Source organism: Blastococcus sp. SYSU DS0533 (assembly GCF_054050775.1).
The window spans coordinates 56,585-77,339 of sequence record NZ_JBJGZZ010000019.1; the positions used below are offsets into that span (position 1 = coordinate 56,585).

Annotated in this window: 20 protein-coding genes; 16 read left to right on the top strand and 4 right to left on the bottom strand. The window is 73.9% G+C overall.

The genetic code is table 11. The annotated features are described in order from the left end of the window. The first annotated feature begins 15 nt into the window (after nt 1-15). A complete protein-coding gene (locus tag ACI79W_RS18025; RefSeq protein ID WP_456563466.1) occupies nt 16-1,746 on the top strand; it encodes a glycerol-3-phosphate dehydrogenase/oxidase in 1,731 nt (576 codons plus the stop codon). Between the two features lie 41 nt (nt 1,747-1,787). On the opposite strand, the gene ACI79W_RS18030 is transcribed toward ACI79W_RS18025, so the two are convergent. Continuing rightward, entirely contained in the window at nt 1,788-2,684 is an 897-nt protein-coding gene (locus ACI79W_RS18030; RefSeq protein WP_456563467.1) for a GGDEF domain-containing protein, read from the bottom strand. Between the two features lie 158 nt (nt 2,685-2,842). Between ACI79W_RS18030 and ACI79W_RS18035 the strand changes: the two genes are divergently transcribed. The 3 genes from ACI79W_RS18035 to ACI79W_RS18045 all read left to right on the top strand — a co-directional run bounded on the left by ACI79W_RS18035 (nt 2,843) and on the right by ACI79W_RS18045 (nt 5,156). After that, on the top strand, nt 2,843-3,778 hold the full coding sequence (locus ACI79W_RS18035) for a hydroxymethylglutaryl-CoA lyase (RefSeq protein ID WP_456563468.1): 936 nt from the start codon (nt 2,843-2,845) through the stop codon (nt 3,776-3,778). Next, the gene (locus ACI79W_RS18040; RefSeq protein WP_456563469.1) at nt 3,778-4,284 is read left to right on the top strand and encodes a flavin reductase family protein; all 507 of its coding nucleotides are present in this window, start codon (nt 3,778-3,780) and stop codon (nt 4,282-4,284) included. Before ACI79W_RS18035 ends, ACI79W_RS18040 begins: the two co-directional genes overlap by 1 nt. 182 nt (nt 4,285-4,466) lie before the next feature. Then, nucleotides 4,467-5,156, top strand: a complete 690-nt coding sequence (locus ACI79W_RS18045; RefSeq protein WP_456563470.1) for a hypothetical protein — start codon at nt 4,467-4,469, stop codon at nt 5,154-5,156. Here the strand turns inward: ACI79W_RS18045 and ACI79W_RS18050 are convergent. Together ACI79W_RS18050 and ACI79W_RS18055 are read right to left on the bottom strand one after the other, a co-directional pair. Continuing rightward, entirely contained in the window at nt 5,153-5,578 is a 426-nt protein-coding gene (locus tag ACI79W_RS18050; RefSeq protein WP_456563471.1) for a hypothetical protein, read from the bottom strand. The two genes, ACI79W_RS18045 and ACI79W_RS18050, sit on opposite strands and share 4 nt — an antisense overlap. Beyond that, complete coding sequence (locus ACI79W_RS18055) at nt 5,571-5,933, bottom strand: hypothetical protein (RefSeq protein ID WP_456563472.1); 363 nt, start codon at nt 5,931-5,933, stop codon at nt 5,571-5,573. The genes ACI79W_RS18050 and ACI79W_RS18055 overlap by 8 nt, the downstream gene beginning before the upstream one ends. Before the next feature lie 197 nt (nt 5,934-6,130). On the opposite strand from ACI79W_RS18055, the gene ACI79W_RS18060 reads away from it, so the two are divergent. The 7 genes from ACI79W_RS18060 (at nt 6,131) to ngg (ending at nt 15,239) form a co-directional block, all read left to right on the top strand. Next, nucleotides 6,131-7,087, top strand: a complete 957-nt coding sequence (locus ACI79W_RS18060; RefSeq protein ID WP_456563473.1) for a siderophore ABC transporter substrate-binding protein — start codon at nt 6,131-6,133, stop codon at nt 7,085-7,087. 23 nt (nt 7,088-7,110) lie between these two features. Further along, a complete protein-coding gene (locus ACI79W_RS18065; RefSeq protein WP_456563474.1) occupies nt 7,111-8,145 on the top strand; it encodes an ABC transporter permease in 1,035 nt (344 codons plus the stop codon). Continuing rightward, entirely contained in the window at nt 8,142-9,140 is a 999-nt protein-coding gene (locus ACI79W_RS18070) for an iron chelate uptake ABC transporter family permease subunit (protein ID WP_456563475.1), read from the top strand. Before ACI79W_RS18065 ends, ACI79W_RS18070 begins: the two co-directional genes overlap by 4 nt. Nucleotides 9,141-9,153: 13 nt before the next feature. Continuing rightward, nucleotides 9,154-9,912, top strand: coding sequence for an iron ABC transporter ATP-binding protein (locus ACI79W_RS18075; RefSeq protein WP_456563476.1), 759 nt, complete (start codon nt 9,154-9,156; stop codon nt 9,910-9,912). A gap of 73 nt (nt 9,913-9,985) precedes the next feature. Further along, on the top strand, nt 9,986-11,464 hold the full coding sequence (locus ACI79W_RS18080) for a S8 family serine peptidase (RefSeq protein ID WP_456563477.1): 1,479 nt from the start codon (nt 9,986-9,988) through the stop codon (nt 11,462-11,464). A gap of 218 nt (nt 11,465-11,682) precedes the next feature. Next, on the top strand, nt 11,683-13,467 hold the full coding sequence (locus ACI79W_RS18085) for an N-acetylglutaminylglutamine amidotransferase (protein ID WP_456563478.1): 1,785 nt from the start codon (nt 11,683-11,685) through the stop codon (nt 13,465-13,467). Nucleotides 13,468-13,517: 50 nt separating this feature from the next. Next, nucleotides 13,518-15,239, top strand: coding sequence for an N-acetylglutaminylglutamine synthetase (ngg, locus tag ACI79W_RS18090; protein WP_456563479.1), 1,722 nt, complete (start codon nt 13,518-13,520; stop codon nt 15,237-15,239). A gap of 100 nt (nt 15,240-15,339) precedes the next feature. On the opposite strand, the gene ACI79W_RS18095 is transcribed toward ngg, so the two are convergent. Continuing rightward, on the bottom strand, nt 15,340-16,437 hold the full coding sequence (locus tag ACI79W_RS18095) for a CaiB/BaiF CoA transferase family protein (protein WP_456563480.1): 1,098 nt from the start codon (nt 16,435-16,437) through the stop codon (nt 15,340-15,342). Nucleotides 16,438-16,526: 89 nt separating this feature from the next. Between ACI79W_RS18095 and crcB the strand changes: the two genes are divergently transcribed. The 5 genes from crcB to ACI79W_RS18120 all read left to right on the top strand — a co-directional run. After that, complete coding sequence (crcB, locus tag ACI79W_RS18100) at nt 16,527-16,910, top strand: fluoride efflux transporter CrcB (RefSeq protein ID WP_456563481.1); 384 nt, start codon at nt 16,527-16,529, stop codon at nt 16,908-16,910. After that, a complete protein-coding gene (locus ACI79W_RS18105) occupies nt 16,907-17,266 on the top strand; it encodes a fluoride efflux transporter FluC (protein ID WP_456563482.1) in 360 nt (119 codons plus the stop codon). Before crcB ends, ACI79W_RS18105 begins: the two co-directional genes overlap by 4 nt. Before the next feature lie 49 nt (nt 17,267-17,315). After that, a complete protein-coding gene (locus ACI79W_RS18110; protein WP_456563483.1) occupies nt 17,316-18,731 on the top strand; it encodes an alpha,alpha-trehalose-phosphate synthase (UDP-forming) in 1,416 nt (471 codons plus the stop codon). Next, nucleotides 18,728-19,465 (top strand): trehalose-phosphatase, encoded by a 738-nt coding sequence (gene otsB / locus ACI79W_RS18115; RefSeq protein WP_456563484.1) that lies wholly within the window; start codon nt 18,728-18,730, stop codon nt 19,463-19,465. The genes ACI79W_RS18110 and otsB overlap by 4 nt, the downstream gene beginning before the upstream one ends. 296 nt (nt 19,466-19,761) lie before the next feature. Beyond that, nucleotides 19,762-20,755: HAMP domain-containing protein (locus ACI79W_RS18120; RefSeq protein ID WP_456563485.1), on the top strand; the 994-nt coding region annotated here is incomplete at its 3' end.

Consider the following 20,755-nt stretch of genomic DNA (forward strand, 5'->3'; position numbering starts at 1 on the left):
CCCCGGGGAGTGCAGATGACGGCAGTACGCCCGCTCGGGCCGGAGCAACGAGCGCAGGCCTGGGCCGAGCTCGCCGAGGGCGAGTTCGAGGTCCTGGTCGTCGGCGGTGGCGTGACCGGGGCCGGGGTGGCGCTGGACGCCGCGACCCGGGGTCTGCGCACGGCGCTGGTCGAGGCGCGCGACTTCGCCAGCGGGACCTCGTCCCGCTCCTCGAAGCTCTTCCACGGGGGGCTGCGCTACCTGGAGCAGTTCGACTTCGGCCTGGTCCGGGAAGCCCTGCACGAGCGCGACCTGTCGGTCAACCGGCTCGCCCCGCACCTGGTCAAGCCGGTGCCGTTCCTCTACCCGCTCACCCACCGCGGCTGGGAACGGCCCTACGTGACCGCGGGGCTCGCGCTGTACGACGGGCTGGCCCGGCTGGGCGCGCTCTCCGAGCCGATGCCCGCGCAGAAGCACCTGACCCGCACCGGTGCCCGCCGGATGTTCCCCGCGCTCAGGCCCGACGCGCTCGTCGGCGCCGTCCGCTACTACGACGCCCAGGCCGACGACGCCCGGCACACCCTGACCGTGGCGCGCACCGCCGCGGCCTACGGGGCGACCGTCCTCAACTCCGCCGAGGTCGTCGCCTTCGAGCACGCCGGCGGCCGGGTGATCGGTGCGCGGGTCCGCGACGTGGAGACCGGCCGGGAGATCGACGTCCGCAGCGAGGTCGTCGTCAACGCCACCGGGGTGTGGACCGACGACGTCCAGACGCTGGTCGGCGGGCGGGGCAGGTTCCACGTCCGCGCCAGCAAGGGTGTGCACATCGTCGTCCCTCGCGACCGGATCAACGGCGAGGCCGGGCTGATCCTGCGCACCGAGAAGTCGGTGCTGTTCGTCATCCCGTGGGGCAGCCACTGGATCGTCGGCACCACGGACACCGACTGGGAGCTCGACAAGGCGCACCCCGCGGCCAGCAAGGCCGACATCGACTACATCCTCGACCACGTCAACGAGGTGCTGTCGGTCCCGCTGACCCACGACGACATCACCGGGGTGTACGCCGGGCTCCGCCCGCTGCTGTCCGGGGAGAGCGAGTCGACCAGCCAGCTGTCCCGGGAGCACGCCGTCGCCCGGCCGATGCCGGGTGTCATCGCCGTGGCGGGAGGCAAGTACACGACCTACCGCCCCATGGCGGCGGACGCGGTGGACGCCGTGGCGCAGGACGTGAGCCGGACGGTGCCCCCGAGCGTCACGGAGAACATCCCGCTGGCGGGCGCCGAGGGGTACGCGGCGATGGTGAACTCCCTCGACGGCCTCTCCCGGCGCTGGGGCATCCCCCGCTTCCGGGCGGAGCACCTGCTCAACCGGTTCGGCTCGCTGACCCCGGACCTCCTCGCGCTGGCCGAGGGCAGGCCGGAGCTGCTCGACCCGGTGCCCGGGGCCGAGGAGTACCTCATGGTCGAGATGGTCTGGGCGGCCGGGCACGAGGCGGCGCTGCACCTGGACGACCTGCTGGCCCGCCGCACCCGCATCTCCATCGAGACCCCGCACCGCGGCGTGGCGTCCGCCGAGCCGGTCGCGCGGGTGGTCGCCGGCGTCCTGGGCTGGGACGAGCAGCGGATCGCCAACGAGGTGGCCAGCTACACCGCGCGGGTCGAGGCCGAGCGCCGCTCCCAGACCGAGCTCGGTGACCAGGAGGCCGACGCCGCGCGGGTGGCGGCGCCGGACACGCGGGCTGTCGCGGTCGGTCGCGCGCTGGGCTAGCCGCCCGTCTCCTCAGCGGCGCCCTGCCTCCCGGCCCCGGGTCAGCGGTGGCCGGCCCGGCGACGGCGCGCCTTGTCGGCGTACATGTCGTCGTCGGCGGCCCGCACGACCCGCTCGTAGACCTCGTCGGGCTGCTCGCCGCCCCGCACCGTGCCGATGCCGACGCTGATGCCCACCGGAACCCGGGTGCCGCCGAGCTCGAGCGGCTCGGTGACCGTCGTGCGCAGCCGGTCGGCGAGGGCCTGGGCATCGGCCCGCTCGGTGTTCTCGCAGACGATGCTGAACTCGTCCCCGCCCAGGCGGGCCGCGGTGTCGCTGGCCCGCAGCACCGAGCGCAGCCGCTCGGCGAAGGAGACGAGCACCAGGTCGCCCATCGGGTGACCGAGCTCGTCGTTGATCGCCTTGAAGCCGTCCAGGTCGATGATCAGCACGCACGTCGGGGTGTCCTCGCGCCGGCCCCGGTCGAGCGCGTGCCGGAGCCGGTCGTGGAACAGCAGCCGGTTGGGCAGCCCGGTGAGCGGGTCGTGCAGCGAGCGGTGCACCAGCTGCGCCTCGAGCGCCTTGCGCTCGGTGATGTCCTCGATGATCAGGACGAGGTGGGCCGCCTGCCCCTCGCTCTCGGCGACCCACGAGGCGGTGATCTGGACGGGGAGGTCGGCGCCGTCCGCGCGGCGCAGCCGCGTCTCGTGCCGCATCGGGCGGTCGGGCTGGGCGGTCAGCGTGGCGTGCGCCTCCTGCGCGGCGAGGACCCAGTCCGGGTGGACGAGGTCCATCACCGAGCGCCCGTGGAGCCCCTCGGCCGAGCGGCCGACCATCTGCGCGAGGGCGGGGTTGACGTCGACGAGCAGGCCCCCGGGCGTCGTCAACGCGATCCCCATCGGCGCGTTGGCGAAGACGCTCCGCCGATCCGCCGGGGGCAGCGCGCCCGCCACCTCCATCACCCTCCACCTCCTGTGCCGGGTCCCATCTTGCTGGACGCGGACGACGGTCCGCCCCCTGGACCGCCTGTCGGGGCTCCCGGGCGCCTGATCGGGGGAACCCGCGGCGGGGAGGGGAGGATGCGGGGAGCAACGACGCCGGCGCCGAGGAGACGCAGATGAACGAGTTCGACCTGGTGCTGCCCAGCTCGGTCGACGTCCGCGAGGTGGGCATGCGCGACGGCCTGCAGCTGGAGGCACCGGTACCGCTGGAGGGCAAGCTGGCGATGCTCGAGGCACTGGTGGCCACCGGGGTCCGCCGGATCGAGGCGACGTCGTTCGTCTCGCCCCGGGCCGTGCCCGCGCTCGCCGACGCCGACCAGCTCGCCGCCGAGCTGCAGCGGTGGCCCGAGGTGCACTGGTCCGCGCTGGTCGCCAACCCGCGGGGCGCCGTCCGCGCCGTGGACTGCGGGATCGCCGACCTCGAGTACGTGGTCTCCGCCGCCGACGGGCACAGCCGCGCGAACGCCGGGCGCAGCACGGCCGAGGCCGTGGCCGCGGTCGGGGAGATCGCCGCGCTCGCCCACGGTGCCGGCGGCTCCCTGGAGGTCATCATCGCCACGGCCTGGGACTGCCCCTTCGACGGGCGGACCCCGGTCGCCCGCACCGTCGACGTGGCGCGCGCGGCGGTCACGGCCGGCGCCGACCAGCTCTGCCTCGGCGACACCATCGGGACGACGACCCCGCTGCGGGTGGTCACCCTCGTCGACGCGGTCCGCCGCGCCTGCCCGGGGATCTCCGTGGGCGTGCACTTCCACGACACCCGCGGCACCGGGCAGGCCAACGCCCTCGCCGCGGTGCAGGCCGGCGTCACCCAGCTCGACGCCTCCGTCGGCGGGCTGGGCGGCTGCCCCTTCGCCCCGGGCGCGAGCGGCAACATCGCCACCGAGGAGCTGGTCTACATGCTCGAGGAGTCCGGGGTGCGCACCGGCCTGGACCTGGATGCGCTGCTGGCGGCGGCGCGGGTCACCGAGGAGGCCGTCGGGCACGAGCTGCCGAGCTCGCTGTACCGGGCCGGCGGCCGGTCGGTCCCCCGCTCCGCGGACGCGCGCTGATGGGCGTCCCCGAGCCGCCCCGGGTGGTCGACCCGCGGCTGATGCGCGACGTCCTCGGGCACTTCGCCTCCGGGGTCACCGTGGTCACCGCCGACACCCCGGAGGGCCCCATCGGCTTCACCTGCCAGTCGTTCAGCTCCCTGTCGCTCGACCCGCCCCTGGTCGCGCTCGCCCCCGCCCGGACGTCGCGCACCTGGGCCCGGCTGCGGGAGATCGGCCGGTTCTGCGTCAACGTCCTCGCCGAGGGCCAGGACGCCGTCTCGCAGAACTTCGCCCGCTCCGGTACCGACAAGTTCGCCGGCGTCCTCTGGCGCCCCAGCCCGCACGGCTCCCCCGTCCTCGACGACGTCGTCGCCTGGATCGACGGCGAGCTGTGGGCCGAGTACGACGGCGGGGACCACACGATCGTCGTGGCGCGGGTGCTCGACCTGGGGGCGGTCCCCGACCGGCGGCCGCTGCTCTTCCACCGGGGCGCCTACGGGCTGCTGCGCGACGGCGAGGACTGAGCACGGTACTGCTGGCCCGTCGCCTACCGGTGATGTGCGCTCTCGCCCGGTTCCCCCACCGAGAACCGGGCGTCAGCGCACACCGTCCAGGGGCCGTCGCCGCGTCGTGCGGGTGCGTGGTTCCCGCTCCCCCATGCGGGGCACCCACCGGGGCACACGCCCGGCGACGCGAGGAGGAACCCGTGGGACTGCTCGACCGGCTGTTCGGCCGCAGGCGGCAGCACGACGACCGCGGCTACGCGGGGTACGGCGACCCTGCGGGGTACGGCCGGCCCGGCGGCTACGCCGGGCGCTCCTACGGCGGGCCGCAGCCGACCGCCGACGAGCAGGCGATCGAGCGCTACCGCTACCTGCTGCGCACGGCCCCGCCGGACCAGGTCGAGCAGGCGCACGCCGAGGCCTTCGCCCAGCTCACCCCGGAGCAGCGCGCCCAGGTGCTGGGCCGGCTGAGCGAGTCGGTACCGCCCGGTGAGCGGCCGGCCGGCGACGACCCGCGGACCCTCGCCCGTGCCGCCACCCGGGCCGAGCTGCGGCAACCCGGTTTCATGGAGCGGACCTTCGGTGGCCCGGCCCACGGGCCTGGGTACGGGCCGGGCCGTGGGTACGGCGGACCAGGCATGGGGAGCCTGATCGGCGGCAGCATGCTGGGCACCATCGGTGGCCTGGTCATCGGCACGGCGGTCGCCGATGCGCTGTTCGACACCGGCCTCGGGGACGGCGGGCTCTTCGGTGGGGGCGACGAGGAGGCCTACGCGGCGGGCTACGAGGACGGCGCCGGCGGTGGCTGGGACGACGCGGGCGGCTACGACGGGGGCGGGGACTTCGGCGGCGGGGGCTTCGGCGGCGGGGACTTCGGCGGCGGGGACTTCTAGGAGCGGCGCCGGCGGGTGAGCAGCAACAGGCCCAGCACCGGGAGCACCAGCGGCACGTACCCGTAGCCCCGGCCGTACGCCGACCACACGGTCTCGTCCGGGAACGCCGCCGGATCGGCCAGCGAGAGCGTGCCGACGACGAGCACGCCGGCCAGCTCGACCAGGATGGCGGCCAGCGCGGTGCGCCGTCCCCCGCGGCCACCCCGGGCCAGGGCCACGGTGGCCACGACGTAGACGACCGCCGCGAACGCCGACAGCAGGTAGGCCAGCGGGGCCTCGTCGAACCGGGTGGCCAGCTGCACACCGGCCCGGGCCCCGGCCGCGAGCGCGAAGATGCCGTAGAGCAGCACCAGCACGCGCGCCGGCCCGGCGGAGCCCGGCGCCGACGCCTCGGCCGGGCGGCCCAGCCCGCGGTCACGCACCGGTGGCCTCCCACAGCTGCAGCAGCCGCCAGGCCATGACGCCGACGGCGGCCGCCGCGACCGCGAGGACGGTGCCGGCCCAGCGGGTCCGCTCCGCCTGCGCCCACAGCACCCCGGCGACCGGGATGAGCACCACGCCGAACAGGTAGCCCAGGAACGTGGCGGTGTCGGCGGGGGTCCCGTCACCCATCCGCGTGAGCGCCACCACGGCCTGGAGCACCAGGAGGGCCTCCAGCAGGCCGGCTCCGGCGAGGTGGACCAGGCCCGTCCGGCGGCGCGCGACCGTGGACGCGAGCCCCGTGAGGGCCACGAGTGCCGCGACCACGGTGATGGCGACGACGAGGGCGAGGCTCACGGGCGCCGCGGGTGCGGGACGGGGACGAGCACGACGCCATCCTCCCGCCCCGGGGGGCGAGGGAGACCGCGGGGTCTGCGGGGGGCGTGCCGCTCCGGAGGCCCCCCGGCGGGGACCCGGTGGAGACCGGCCAGGGCCGGTGTGGCAGGTTAGGCGCGCCTTAGTAAGGCATGCCTTCCCGAAGCGATCGGAGTCCCATGCGCACCGCCGTCCGGCCCCTCGCGGCCCTCGCTCTGCCCCTCTCCGCGGTCCTCGCCCTCTCCGCGTGCGGCGGGTCCGCCGACGCCGACGCCTCGGGGACGGGCTCGAGCTCGGCGTCCGAGGTCACGGTCACCCACGCCCAGGGTGAGACCACCGTGCCGGTCGACCCGGGGACGGTGGTGGTGTTCGACGTCGGTGCGCTCGCCACGCTCGACAGCCTCGACGTGCCGGTCGAGGGCGTGCCCGAGGCCGCCTACCCGGAGTCGCTCGAGAAGTACGCCGGGGACGAGTACACGAAGGTCGGCTCCCTCTTCGAGCCCGACTACGAGGCCGTCAACGCCCTGGAGCCCGATCTGATCATCGTCGGTGGACGCTCCGCCGCGGTGTACCCGGAGCTGTCCGAGATCGCGCCCACGATCGACCTGACGGTCGACAACTCGAACTTCCTCGAGTCCTTCGAGGCGCGGGTCACCACCCTGGCCGAGGTCTTCGGCGAGGAGGACGCGGTGGCCGAGCGGCTGGCCGCGCTCGACGAGCGCATCGCCGAGGTCAAGGCTGCCGCGGCGGACGCCGGCACCGGCCTGTTCGTGATGACGAACGCCGGCGAGCTGGCCGCCTACGGCCCCGACACCCGGTTCGGCATGGTCTACGACGAGCTCGGCGTCACCCCGGCCGACGAGGCGCTGACCGCTGCCGACCACGGGGACGCCATCTCCTTCGAGTACCTGGCCGAGAAGAACCCCGACATGCTGTTCGTCCTCGACCGCGACGCCGCGATCGGCCAGTCCGGCACGGCCGCCGCGCAGGTGCTGGACAACGAGCTGGTCCGCTCGACCGGCGCGGCGCAGGACGACGCGATCCACTACCTGGACTCCGCGGTCTGGTACATCGCGCCGACCGGGCTGCCCTCGGTCGAGCAGATGGTCGAGGAGATCGCCGCCGCGGTGGAGTGACCCTCCTCCACGGACGCAGCCTCATGAGCAGCAGCACCGCCGACGCCGCCCCTCCCCCGGTTCCCCAGCCGGTGGAGGGGCGCCGTCGTGGCGTCCGGCGGTGGCACGTGGCGTTCGCCCTGCTGGCGCTCGTGGTGGCGTCGTCGGCCTCGCTCTTCATCGGCGTCACCGACCTGACGCCGCTGGACCTGCTCGACCCCGACGAGGCGCAGGCGCGCGTCTTCCTGGTCAGCCGCGTCCCCCGGCTGGTGGCGATCCTGCTGGCCGGGTCGGCGATGGCCGTCGCGGGCCTGGTCATGATGTCGCTGACCCGCAACCGGTTCGTCTCGCCGCAGACCGCGGGCACCACCGAGTGGGTGGGCCTGGGGATCGTCGTGGCCACGCTCTGGTTCGGCAGCACGTCGCTGCTGGGGAAGATGCTCATCGCCACGGCGTTCTCGCTGGCCGGCACGTTCTTCTTCGTCTGGCTGCTGCGCCGGATCGTGCTGACCGACATGATCGTGGTGCCGCTGGTGGGCATCCTCCTGGGCGGCGTGGTCCTCGCCGCCACCATGTTCCTGGCCTACCGGTTCGACCTGCTGCAGTCGCTGGACGCCTGGATGAACGGGGACTTCTCCGGCGTGCTGGCGGGCCGCTACGAGCTCCTGTACGTCGTGCTCGCCGCCACCGTCGTCGCCTACCTGTACGCCGACCGGTTCTCCGTGGCCGGCATGGGTGAGAGCTTCGCGATCAACCTCGGCATCCCCTACACCCGCGTGGTCACCATCGGCCTGGTCATCGCCTCGGTGGTCACCGCGATCGTGGTGGTCACGGTGGGCTCGATCCCCTTCCTGGGACTGGTGGTCCCCAACCTGGTCACCCTGGCCATGGGCGACAACCTGCGCCGCGTGCTGCCGGTGACCGCGCTGACCGGCGCCGCCTTCGTCCTGGTCTGCGACGTGCTCAGCCGGACCATCCGCCACCCGTACGAGATCCCGGTCGGCACCGTCGGCGGGGTCATCGGCGGCGTGCTCTTCATCGCCCTGCTGCTGCGGGCGCGCACCGGGGGGAACGCATGACCCGCACGCTCGGCGGCCCCGCCGCCCCCACCGCGCGGCAGCGGGCCGCCCGTCGCCGCCGCACGCTGGTCCTCCTGGTGGTCCTGGCGGTCGCCGCGGCGGCGGCGTTCCTGACCGTCGGGGTGACCGGGTCCTGGGACTACGCGCTGGTGCAGCGCAGCCGCCGGCTCGCCGCGATGGCCGTCGTCGCGGTGGCGGTCGCGGTCGCCACCGTGCTCTTCCAGACGGTGACCAACAACCGGATCCTGACCCCGGAGATCATGGGGTTCGACCGGCTGTTCGTCCTGATCCAGACGGCGGGCGTCTACTTCCTCGGCGCGGCCACGGTCACCGCGACCGACCCGCGGCTGCGCTTCGCGATCGAGGTCGTCGCGCTGATCGGCTTCGGCGCGATCCTCTACAAGACGCTGTTCGGCCGCACCGAGCGCGACATCTACGTCCTGGTGCTGCTCGGCGTCGTCCTCGGCGGCATGTTCACCAGCTTCACCCTGCTGGTCTCCCGGCTGATCGACCCCAACGAGTTCCTCACCCTGCAGGACCTGCTCTTCGCCAGCTTCAACGGTGTGGACCGCCAGCTGCTGGCGCTGTCCGCGGTCGTCGTCGCGGTCGTGCTGCTCGGGGTGTGGCGGCTGCTCCCCCGGCTCGACGTCGTGGCCCTGGGCCGGGACACCGCGCTGGGGCTGGGTGTCGAGCACCGGCGGGTGGTCAACCTCGCCCTGCTGGCGGTGGCGGTGCTGGTCGCCGTCTCCACCGCCCTGGTCGGTCCCGTGACCTTCCTCGGCCTGCTGGTGGCCAACCTGGCCCGTCAGCTCCTCGGCACCCACCGCCACGCCTGGGTGCTGCCCGGCGCCACGCTGCTGGCGGTGCTCGCGCTCGCCGGCGGGCAGTTGGTCCTCGAGCAGGTGTTCGGGTTCAACTCCGCCCTCAGCATCGTCATCAACTTCGCGGGCGGGATCGTCTTCATCGCCCTGCTCGTCCGGGAGCCCCGCCAGTGAGAAGGCAGAGCCAGTGATCGAGATCCAGTCCGTCTGCAAGTCCTACGGCGGCACCCGCGTGGTGGACGACGTCTCGCTGACCATCCCGGCCGGCGGGATCACCTCGCTGATCGGGGCCAACGGGGCGGGCAAGTCCACCCTGCTGTCGATCGCCTCGCGGCTGCTGCCCGCCGACTCCGGCCGGGTGCTGGTGGACGGCATGGACGTCGCCCGGACCCCCGGCCCCCAGCTGGCCCGCCGGCTCGCGGTGCTGCGCCAGGAGAACGCGATGACGGTCCGGCTGACCGTCCGCGAGCTCGTGGCCTTCGGACGGTTCCCCCACTCGGGTGGCCGGCTCACCGCCGAGGACCGGGAGCGCGTCGCCGAGGCGCTGGACTGGTTCGAGCTGGCGCCGCTGGCCGACCGACACCTCGACCAGCTCTCCGGTGGCCAGCGGCAGCGCGCCTACGTCGCCATGGTCATGTGCCAGGGCACCGACTACGTGCTGCTGGACGAGCCCCTCAACAACCTCGACATGCGGCACTCGGTCCAGATGATGCGGATGCTGCGGGCCATGGCCGACGAGCTGGGGCGCACGGTCGTCCTCGTCGTGCACGACGTCAACGTCGCCTCCGCCTACTCCGACCGGATCGTGGCGATGCGCGACGGGCACCTCGTCGCCGCCGGGCCCACCGACGAGCTGATGACGCCGGAGCTGCTGCGGAAGGTCTTCGACGTCGAGGTCGACGTGCACGAGCTGGGCGGCCGGCGGATCGCCGTCCCGTGGAACTGACCGTAACTCCCGAGTAACCCCTTCGGCGGCGCCTCGTTGTCCGGTCACGTCCACCGGATCCCCGAGGAGCGCCATGAACCCGTCGTCCCGTCGTCTGCTCGGGGTGGTGTCCGGCGCCGTGGTCGCCGGCGCCCTCCTCTCCGCGCCCGCGCAGGCAGCCCCTGCCGGTCCCGCGCTCGCGCCGGTGCAGGAGTTCCTGGCCGGCCAGCTCGCCGGCCTCGGTGCCGCCGTCCCGACGACGGTCGTGGTCCACGGCACCGACGTCGCAGCCGCCCGCGCCGCCGTAGCCGCCACCGGCATGCGCACCGTCACCGAGTACGAGCGCATCGGGGTGGTCGTCGCCTCGGGCACCGCCGGCCAGGTCGAGGCGGCGCGCAGCCGGCCCGGCGTCACCTACCTCGAGGGCAACACCCCCATCGAGTTCGCCCAGGAGACGTCCCACCTCGCCACCCGAGGCGCCGAGGCCGCGGCCACGCTCACCGGGGCGAACGGGCTGCCGCTCGACGGCAGCGGGGTCTCGGTCGCGGTGATCGACTCCGGCGTCGACCCGAACCACCCCTCCTTCCTCGAGCCCGGCGGCGGCAGCGCCGTCGTCGCCAACCTCGAGAGCCTCTGCCTCCTGGAGACGACCACGACGCCGGAGTGCGTCGTCCGGGTGCCGTCCGTGGTGGACACCGACACCCTCTCGGTCGGCGGCCACGGCACCCACGTGAGCGGGATCGTCGCCGGCCGGCCGACCACGCTGTCCGACGGTGGTCAGGTTCAGGGCGCCGCGCCCGGCGCGAGCCTGGTGTCCATCTCGACGGGAGCCGTGCTGCTCATCGTCGGGGCGGACTCGGCGCTGAACTGGGTCCTGGAGAACCACGAGGCGCCGTGCGGCGCCGGCGTGCCGGCCGACGTCTGCCCGCCGATCAAGGTGACCAACAACAGCTACGGCCCGTCCGGCGGCGGGGAGTTCGACCCGAACTCGGCCACGGTGAAGCTGCAGCGGGCGCTGGCCGCCGAGGGCGTCGTCACCGTCTGGGCGGCGGGCAACGACGGCGGCGACGGCTCGACCTCGCTGACCAACCCTCCGGGGCAGGACCCGACCGGCGGCATCCTGTCGGTGGCCTCCGCCTTCGACCGGGACACCGGCACCCGGGACGGCGCGGTGAGCGGGTACTCCTCCCGGGGTGCGGCCGCCGACCCCTCGACCTGGCCGGACCTCTCGGCACCCGGCGAGAACATCACCTCGGCGTGCCGGCCCTACCTGCCCATCTGCGCCACGGGGCTGGACTTCCGCAACGGCCCGGGGCTGCTCGACCTCGGCACCTTCAACACCATCAGCGGGACGTCGATGGCCGCCCCGCACGTGGCCGGCATCGTCGCCCAGCTGTTCCAGGCCGACCCGACGGCGACCCCGGCCGAGATCGAGGCGGCGCTCAAGGGCACCGCGTACCGCTACGCCGACGGCGCGGCCTACGAGACGGTGGACGGGTACGCGACCTCCTTCGACAAGGGCGCCGGCCTGGTCGACGTCGTCGCCGCGACGGAGGCCCTCACCGCGGGCTGACCCCGCGGCGCGCGGGCCGTCCCGGGCCCTCGGTGACGATCAAGGCGAGCTGATCGCGGCGCGTCCTCCCTGACGGCGTGCGGTGCGGGAGGACGCGCTGCGGTGAGGGGGGCGCCCGCGGCGGTTCCACGTGGAACAGACGTGAGGTGGGCCACGATCGGCTGGGACGGGGGGTCTCAGTCTGCGGGTGGGCCGCTGCAGGAGTTAGATCGTTGTGCATGTGCGGCCTCTGCGGCGAGATCACGTTCGACGGGACCACGGCCGACACCACCGCGGTCGCCCGCATGGTCGAAGCCCTGGTCCCCCGCGGCCCGGACGGGCAGGGATCCTGGAGCAACGGGCGGGTGGCCTTCGGGCACCGGCGGCTCTCGGTGATCGACCTCTCCACCTGCGGGTCCCAACCCATGGTGGACAACGAGCTCGGGCTGACCGCGGTCTTCAACGGCTGCATCTACGACTACCAGGAGCTGCGGGCCGAGCTGGAGGGCCACGGGTACCGCTTCTTCTCGCACAGCGACACCGAGGTGATCCTCAAGGGCTACCACCACTGGGGCACCGACGTCGTCTCGCACCTGCACGGCATGTTCGCCTTCGTCATCGCCGAGCGGGACACCGGCCGGGTCGTCATGGCCCGCGACCGGCTGGGCATCAAGCCCCTCTACCTCTCCGAGACGCCGGGCAAGCGGCTGCGGTTCGCCTCCACGCTGCCTGCCCTCCTGCGCGCCGGTGACGTCGACACCTCGATCGACGCGGTGGCGCTGCACCACTACCTCAGCTGGCACGCGGTGGTGCCGGCCCCGCGGACCATCCTGAACGGCGTCCGCAAGCTGCCCCCGGCCACCGTGCGGGTGATCGAGGCCGACGGGACCAGCAGCGAGCACCGCTACTGGAACGCCACCTACGAGCGCCGAGCCGAGCACGCGAACTGGTCCGCCCGTGACTGGGAGGACGCGATCGAGGAAGCGCTGCGGGTCGCCGTCCGCCGGCGCCTGGTGGCCGACATCCCGGTCGGCGTGCTCCTCTCCGGTGGCCTGGACTCCAGCCTGATCGTCGGCCTGCTCGCGCAGGAGGGGCAGACCGGCCTGGCCACGTACTCGATCGGCTTCGAGTCCGTCGGCGGGCGCGAGGGCGACGAGTTCGCCTACTCCGACGCCATCGCCGAGCGCTTCGGGACGAACCACCACCGCATCCGGGTGGCCTCCGACGAGCTGGCCGGCGCGCTCGGGCACGCCATCGGCGCGATGGCCGAGCCGATGGTCAGCCACGACGTCGTCGCCTTCGACCTGCTCAGCGAGCGGGTCAGCCAGTCGATCCGCGTGGTGCAGTCCGGTCAGGGCGCCGACGAGGTCTTCGCCGGTTACCACTGGTACCCGCCGCTGGCCGGCGTCGGCCGCGAGGAGGCCGTGCACACCTACGCGAAGGCGTTCTTCGACCGCGACCACGCGCAGATGCGCCAGGTCGTCTCCGGCCGCTACGTGCTCGACGAGGACCCGAGCCTGGCGTTCGTGCACGACCACATGTCCGCCCCCGGGGCGGAGACGGCGGTGGACGCCGCGCTGCGGCTGGACAGCGAGGTCATGCTGGTCGACGACCCGGTCAAGCGCGTGGACAACATGTCCATGGCCTGGGGCCTGGAGGCCCGCGTGCCCTTCCTCGACCACGACCTGGTGGAGCTGGCGGCGATGTGCCCGCCGGAGCTGAAGCTCGCGGACGGCGGCAAGGGCGTGCTCAAGGCGATCGGGCGCCGGATCATCCCGCCCGAGGTGATCGACCGGCCCAAGGGCTACTTCCCGGTGCCGGCGATCACCCACCTGCAGGGCAAGGTGCTCGACCTGGTCAAGGACGCGCTCTCGAGCGAGGCGGCCGCCGACCGCGGGATGTTCCGTCCGGAGTACGTCCGCGAGCTCCTCGCCGACCCGAACGGTGAGCTGACGCCGTTGCGCGGGAACAAGCTCTGGCAGCTCGGACTGCTGGAGCTGTGGCTGCAGACCCACTCGGTCTGAGGGGCCCGATCATGGCACCCCGGCTCGCCGGCCACCGACGCCGCACTGCGGTGGCCAGCACGCCCGCGTTGACCGACCACTCGTGGCGTGAGCCGTCGGAGCACCAGCTGCAGGGCATGCGGTCCGACGTCGTGCTGGACATGGGGTGGGGACGGCTGGTCTACGGCCAGACCTTCTCCGACCTGCGGGGCATCGTCGACGCGCTGCGCGCCGAGGAGACCGGCGAGCGCGACATCTGCATCTACCCCCGGGACCCGCACGTGCTGGTCGGGCTCGCGCCGGACGAGCTGTTCATCGACCCGAGCTACACCTACCGGCTGGACCTGCACCGGTACCGGCCGCGCCACGACCTCATCCGGGGGGTGTTCGTCCGCACCGCGACCTCGCGCGCGGACATGGAGCGGATCAACGAGATCTACGCCCTCAACGGCATGGTCGTGGGCGACGCCGACGTCATGTGGCGCAACCACCGCACCCGCTGCTTCACCTACCTGGTGGCAGAGGACCGGCGGACGGGTGCCGTCGTCGGCACGGTCACCGGCGTCGACCACGTCCTGGCCTTCGACGACCCCGAGGGCGGGACCAGCCTGTGGTGCCTGGCCGTGCACAACCAGGACGCCCCGCCCGGGACGGGTGAGGCGCTGGTGCGGGTGCTCGCCGAGCGCTACGTCGGCCGTGGCCGTTCCTACCTCGACCTCTCCGTCATGCACGACAACAGCGGCGCCATCGCCCTGTACCGCAAGCTCGGGTTCACCCGGGTGTCGGCGGTCTGCGTCAAGCGGAAGAACCCGATCAACACGCCGTTGTTCGCCGCCCGGCCCCCCGGCCTGGAGAACCTGAACCCGTACGCGCTGATCATCGCCGAGGAGGCGCTGCGCCGGGGCATCCGGGTCGAGGTCACGGACGCCGAGTGGGGTGAGATGCGGCTGTCGGTCGGTGGCCGGACCGTGCTCACCCGCGAGTCGCTCTCGGAGTTCACCACCGCGGTCGCGATGAGCCGCTGCGACGACAAGCGCGTCACCCGCCGCATCATGGAGCGGGCCGGCGTCCGGGTCCCCCGCGGCGCCCGTGCCACCGCGGATGACCTGGCGGCCGCCTCGGCCCTGCTGCGCGAGGTGGACGCCGTCGTCGTCAAGCCCGCGCGGGGTGAGCAGGGCAAGGGCATCACCGTCGGGGTCAAGGGCGACGCCGCCCTGCAGCGCGCGGTCCAGCACGCGGCCCAGTTCTGCCCCGACGTCCTCGTGGAGGAGCTCGTGCCCGGCGAGGACCTGCGCGTCGTCGTCATCGACCGGGAGGTGGTCGCGGCGGCGGTCCGGCGGCCGGCGGAGATCATCGGGGACGGCCGGAGCACCGTCGCCGACCTGGTCCGCTCCACCAGCCGCCGCCGGGAGCGGGCGACCGGCGGCGAGTCACGGATCCCGCTGGACGACACCACCGTCGAGGTCATCGCCGCGGCCGGCTACGACCTGGACGACGTCCCCCGCAACGGTGAGCGGATCCAGGTCCGGCGGACGGCGAACCTGCACACCGGGGGCACGATCGAGGACGTCACCGACCGGCTGCACCCGGAGATCGCCGATGCCGCGGTGCGCGCGGCCGCGGCTCTGGACATCCCGGTGACGGGGGTCGACTTCCTCGTGCCCGACGTCGCCGGGCCCGAGTACGTCTTCATCGAGGCCAACGAGCGGCCGGGGCTGGCCAACCACGAGCCCCAGCCGACCGCCGAGCGCTTCGTCGACCTGCTCTTCCCCGAGACCCGCCGCCGCGGCTGACCAGCTCCTGTGCTGGATGATCGGGTGACCTGATCACCAAGGGATCCTGGCTCGGTGTCGACAGTGAGCCAGGACGCCACCGGGTGAGCCGGGACGGCGCTCAGAGCCCGAGCTCGGCGCGGATCTCCTCGCTGTGCTCCCCCGCCCGCGGCACACGACCCACGGCACCCGGCGTGCGCGAGAACCGCGGGGCGACGTCGGGCTGCCGGACGCCGTCGACCTCCACGAACACCCCCCGCGCGACGTTGTGCCGGTCCTCCGTCGCCTCCACCAGCGACCAGACCGGCGCCACGCAGGCGTCGGTGCCCTCGAAGACCTGCCACCACTCGGCGCGGGTGCGGGAGGCGAAGACGGCCGCGAACCGCTCCCGGAGAGCCGGCCACTGGCGGGGGTCTTCCCGCCGGGGCAGCGTCTCGTCGCCGGTCAGCCCCAGCCCGTCCAGCAGCGCCGCGTAGAACTGCTCCTCGAGCGCCCCCACGGCGAGGAACTGCCCGTCGGCGCAGCGGTAGACGTCGTAGAACGGCGCGCCGGTGTCGAGCAGGTTGCGGCCGCGCCGGTCGGTCCACACGCCGGCGTCGAGCATCCCGTGGATCATCGTGGTCAGGACGGCGGTGCCGTCGACGATCGCCGCGTCCACCACCTGCCCCTCCCCCGTGGCCCGCGCGCGGATCAGCGCCGCCAGCGCACCGAGGGCCAGGAACACCCCGCCGCCCCCGAAGTCGCCGAGCAGGTTCATCGGCGGGGCCGGCACCTCGTCCGGGCGGCCGCTGGCTCCCAGCGCGCCGGTGAGCGCGATGTACCCGATGTCGTGACCGGCGCTGTGCGCGAGCGGCCCGGTCTGCCCCCAACCGGTCATCCGGCCGTAGACCAGCGCCGGGTTCTCCCCCAGCAGCTCGTCGGGGCCGAGCCCCAGCCGCTCCATGACGCCGGGCCGGAAGCCCTCCAGCAGCACGTCGGCCCGCCGCACCAGCGCCCGCACGACGCCGAGGTCGACCGGGTCCTTCAGGTCGAGGGCGATCGAGCGCTTGCCGCGGTCGAGCAGGGAGGTCGCGCCCAGGGAACCCAGCAACCCGCCGCGGCGCCCCCGGCGGTCGATGCGGACGACGTCGGCCCCGAGGTCGGCCAGCAGCATCCCGCAGAACGGGCCCGGCCCCAGCCCGGCGAACTCGACGACCTGCACGCCCTCCAGCGGTCCCACGGCGTCCTCCCCTGCTCGGGATCGCGCACGTGCGACCCTCCCCGGGGGCATGCTGCCCGACGTCCGGACCGGGAGGGGAGCCAGGTCACATGGCGTACCTGCTGGCCGCGCTCGGCGGTGCGCTGGGCGCGCTCGCGCGCTGGGGGCTGGGCGAGGCGTTCCCGCACTCCCCCACCGGACTGCCCTGGGCGACGCTCGCCGTCAACCTGACCGGCTGCCTGCTCCTGGGCGCGCTGACGGCGGTCCTCGCAGCCCGCGCACCGGGGGCACCGTGGATCCGCCCCTTCCTGGGCGTCGGCGTGCTCGGCGGCTTCACCACGTACTCCACCTTCGCTGTCGAGGTCGTGCAGCTGGCCGACGCCGGCGCCCCGGGCACCGCCGTCGGGTACGTCCTGCTCTCGGTGCTCGGGGGCGTCGCGGCCGCCGCGGCCGGCACCGTGGCCGGCCGCGCCCTCGCCGGGGCGCCCCGGTGACGCCCTGGCTGGTCGTCGCCGGGGCCCTGGTGGGCGCACCGCTGCGCCTGCTCGCCGAGCGGGTCGCCGTGAACCGTCGGGGCCCGGGGAGCGTCCTGGGCACGCTGTCGGTCAACGTGGGCGGCAGCGCCCTGCTCGGCCTGCTCCTGGGTGCCGCGGCCGTCCCGGCCTGGCTGACGGCACTGGTGGGCGTCGGCTTCTGCGGCACCCTGACCACGTTCTCCACGTTCGGCACCGAGGTCGTCCGGCTCGCCGAGGGCCGCGCGCCGGCCCGCGCCGCGGCCTACGTCCTCGCCACCGTGCTCCTGGGGGTGGCCGCCGCGGCGGGCGGGTTCCTGCTCGGCCGGGTGGTCTGAACCGCCCCGACCAGCGGAGCGGCTCCGCGCTGGATAGGGTCGGGGCGGTATGGCCGACAACGCGGAGCAGAGGGTCGGGGCGGACAGCCCCGTGGTCGTGGTCGCCAACCGGCTCCCGGTCGACCAGGTCACCGATCCCGACGGCAGCACGCGGTGGCAGCGCAGCCCGGGTGGGTTGGTCACCGCGCTGGAGCCGTTCGTCGCCGGGCGCGGTGGAGCCTGGGTGGGCTGGTCGGGCTCCGCCGGTGAGGCGCCGGAGCCGTTCGAGTCCGGGGGCATGTCGCTGATCCCCGTCGAGCTCAGCGAGGAAGAGGTCGACCGCTACTACGAGGGCATGTCCAACGCCTCGCTGTGGCCGCTCTACCACGACGTGGTCGAGAAGCCGGAGTACCACCGGGCCTGGTGGGACACCTACGTGCAGGTCAACAAGCGGTTCGCCGAGCGCGCCGCGGCCGTGGCCGCCGAGGGCGCCATCGTCTGGGTCCACGACTACCAGCTGCAGCTCGTCCCGGCGATGCTGCGCCAGCAGCGCCCCGACCTGACCATCGGCTTCTTCCTGCACATCCCCTTCCCGCCGTACGAGCTGTTCACGCAGCTCCCGTGGCGGTCGGCGATCGTCGAGGGGCTGCTCGGCGCGGACCTGGTGGGCTTCCAGCGGCCGTCCGCGGCGGTGAACTTCGTCCAGCTCTCGCGGCGGCTGCACGACCTGCACTGCAGGCGCGACCAGATCGAGTACGACGGCCGCACGGTGGTGGCCAAGGCGTTCCCAATCTCCATCGACGTGCGGGCCTTCGACGAGCTCGCCTCCTCCCCCGCGGTCATCGCCAGGGCCCAGGAGATCCGCGCCGAGCTGGGCAACCCGGCGAAGATCATCCTGGGCGTCGACCGGCTCGACTACACCAAGGGCATCAGCGTCCGGCTCAACGCCTTCCAGGAGCTGCTCGAGGACGGCGCGGTCGAGGCACCGGAGACCGTCCTCGTGCAGGTGGCGACCCCCAGCCGGGAGCGCGTCGAGCACTACGTGCACATGCGCGAGACCATCGAGCAGCAGGTCGGCCACATCAACGGCGTCTACGGGTCCATCGCCGGCCCCGCCGTCCACTACTTCAACCAGTCGATGCCGCGCGAGGAGCTCGCCGCGCTGTACCGGGCCGCCGACGTCATGCTCGTGACGCCGTACCGCGACGGCATGAACCTGGTGGCCAAGGAGTACGTCGCCGCGCGCGGTGACCTCGGCGGCGCGCTGGTGCTGTCGGAGTTCGCCGGCGCCGCCGCCGAGCTCCGGCAGGCGTTCCTGGTCAACCCGCACGACATCGCCGGCGTCAAGAACCAGCTGGTACGGGCCCTGCGCATCGAACCGGAGGAGGCGGCCAAGCGGATGCGCACCATGCGCCGCCACCTGTTCCGCAACGACCTCGACCACTGGGCGAGCTCGTTCTTCGAGGCGCTGCGGCGGCAGGCGTGATCTCCCCGGGGCTCGACGAGGCGCTGACGGCCTTCGCCGCCCGCCGGCCCCTCCTGGTGGCCACCGACTACGACGGCGTCCTGGCTCCGCTCCGCGACGACCCGTCGGCCGCCGTCCCCCAGCCGGGGGTCGCCGAGGTGCTGTCGCGGCTGGCTGCGGCCGACGGCGTCACGGTCGCCCTGGTCAGCGGCCGCGGCCTCGACGACCTGCGCCGCACCAGCGGGCTGGACGGCGACTTCCGCTGGATCGGCAGCCACGGGGCGGAGTTCGACGGCCCGCTCGCCGGTGCCGACGCCGGCCGCCGGGACGAGCTCGCCGACGTCCTGCGGCCGCTGGTCGAGGGCACGCCCGGCGCCCGCCTGGAGTCGAAGCCGGCCAGCGTCGCCGTCCACGTGCGTCAGGTCGCCGACCGGGCTCGCGCCGCCGAGCTGCTGGAGCAGGCGGGCCAGTCGGTGGATCCGTCACTGACGCTGAAGCCGGGCAAGGACGTCCTCGAGGTGGCGGTCACCGACGCGCACAAGGGAGCAGCGGTGCAGCGGCTGGTCGAGGAGCTGGGCGCCGCCGCGGCGCTCTACCTGGGCGACGACGTCACCGACGAGGACGCCTTCCGCGTGCTCGGACCGGATGACCTGACGGTCAAGGTGGGCGCGGGTGAGACGGTGGCCCGCCACCGCATCGCCGGCCCGGACGCCGTCGTCGACCTCCTCGGGGCGCTCGCCGACCGGCTGCGCTGAGATCCCGCGGTCTGCGTGTCGGGCCGCCACCGGGGACGACCGGATCGCCGTGCGGCGGTCACCCTGCCTCGGTGTCGACAACGGCGCCCGAACCAGGGCGAAACGTGCACGCGGCCCACCCGCGGATCGGCGGTGAGCGGTCCGGCGACGTCGATTCGTCGCCGTTCCGGGCTGCTGACCGGATGGTCCCGTCACGATTCCGATCCGAACGTTCGGGACCGGTCCGGGCGGTGGGTGGAGTCACCACACTGAGGCGACCGCCACACCGGCGTCCCCCTCTCCCAGGACGGTCCACCGTGCACGCACCCACCCCCTCCCCCGATGCCCGGCGGCGTGCCGGATGGTTCGCCGACCGCCGCCTCGGCACGAAGTTCGGCATCCTGATCGCGGTCGTCGTCACCGCCTTCGCCGGCTTGCTGTCCGCCGTGGTCATCGGCAACGCCTCGGTGCGCGACGCCGACACCGAGCTCGCGCACCTCAACGGGGCACAGGAGCTGGTGCTGCAGCTGGATACCCGGGCCAGCGAGCTCAAGGTGGACGGGTTCAAGACGCTGGTCCGGGAGGACCCCGAGGCGCAGCGTGCCGAGCTCGCCGAGGACATCGCCACCCCCGAGGCGATGCTGGCCGAGCTGGCCACCATCCCGCTGACCGGCCGCGCGGCTGACTCGGTGGCCGGCCTGGCCGAGAGGTTCGGCGCCTACACCGACGCCATCTCCGCCTGGGTCGACCTCGCGGTCGTCGACCCTGCGGCCATGCGGGGCCGTTGGGAGGAGATCCAGGCGGCCAACGACCTGTCCGACGGGGCTGTCAGCGAGGCCAAGGACGTGCTGGCTGAGGAGAGCGACGCCGCCCAGGTGCGCCTGGACGACGCGCTCGCGCAGGCCGCCACCGTCTCGGTGGTCGCGGCCGCCGTCGGCATCCTTCTCATCATCGGCCTCAGCGTGCTGACCATGCGCTCGGTCACCCGGCCGGTCCAGCGGGTCAAGGAGGCGCTCGAAGCGCTCGCACAGGGCGACCTGACCGTCGCCACCGGCGTCAGCTCCCGCGACGAGGTCGGCCAGATGGCGGCATCGCTGGATGCCGCGCAGGCGAGCCTGCGGCAGGTTCTCGCCTCCGTCGCCGCCTCGGCGGATGCGGTGGCGGCGAGCTCGGAGGAGCTGTCGGCCAGCTCGGCGCAGATCTCGGCGGGTGCGGAGGAGACCTCGGCGCAGTCGGGTGTGGTGTCCGGTGCCGCGGAGGAGGTCAGCCGGAGCGTGCAGACGGTGGCCGCGGGTGCCGAGCAGATGGGTG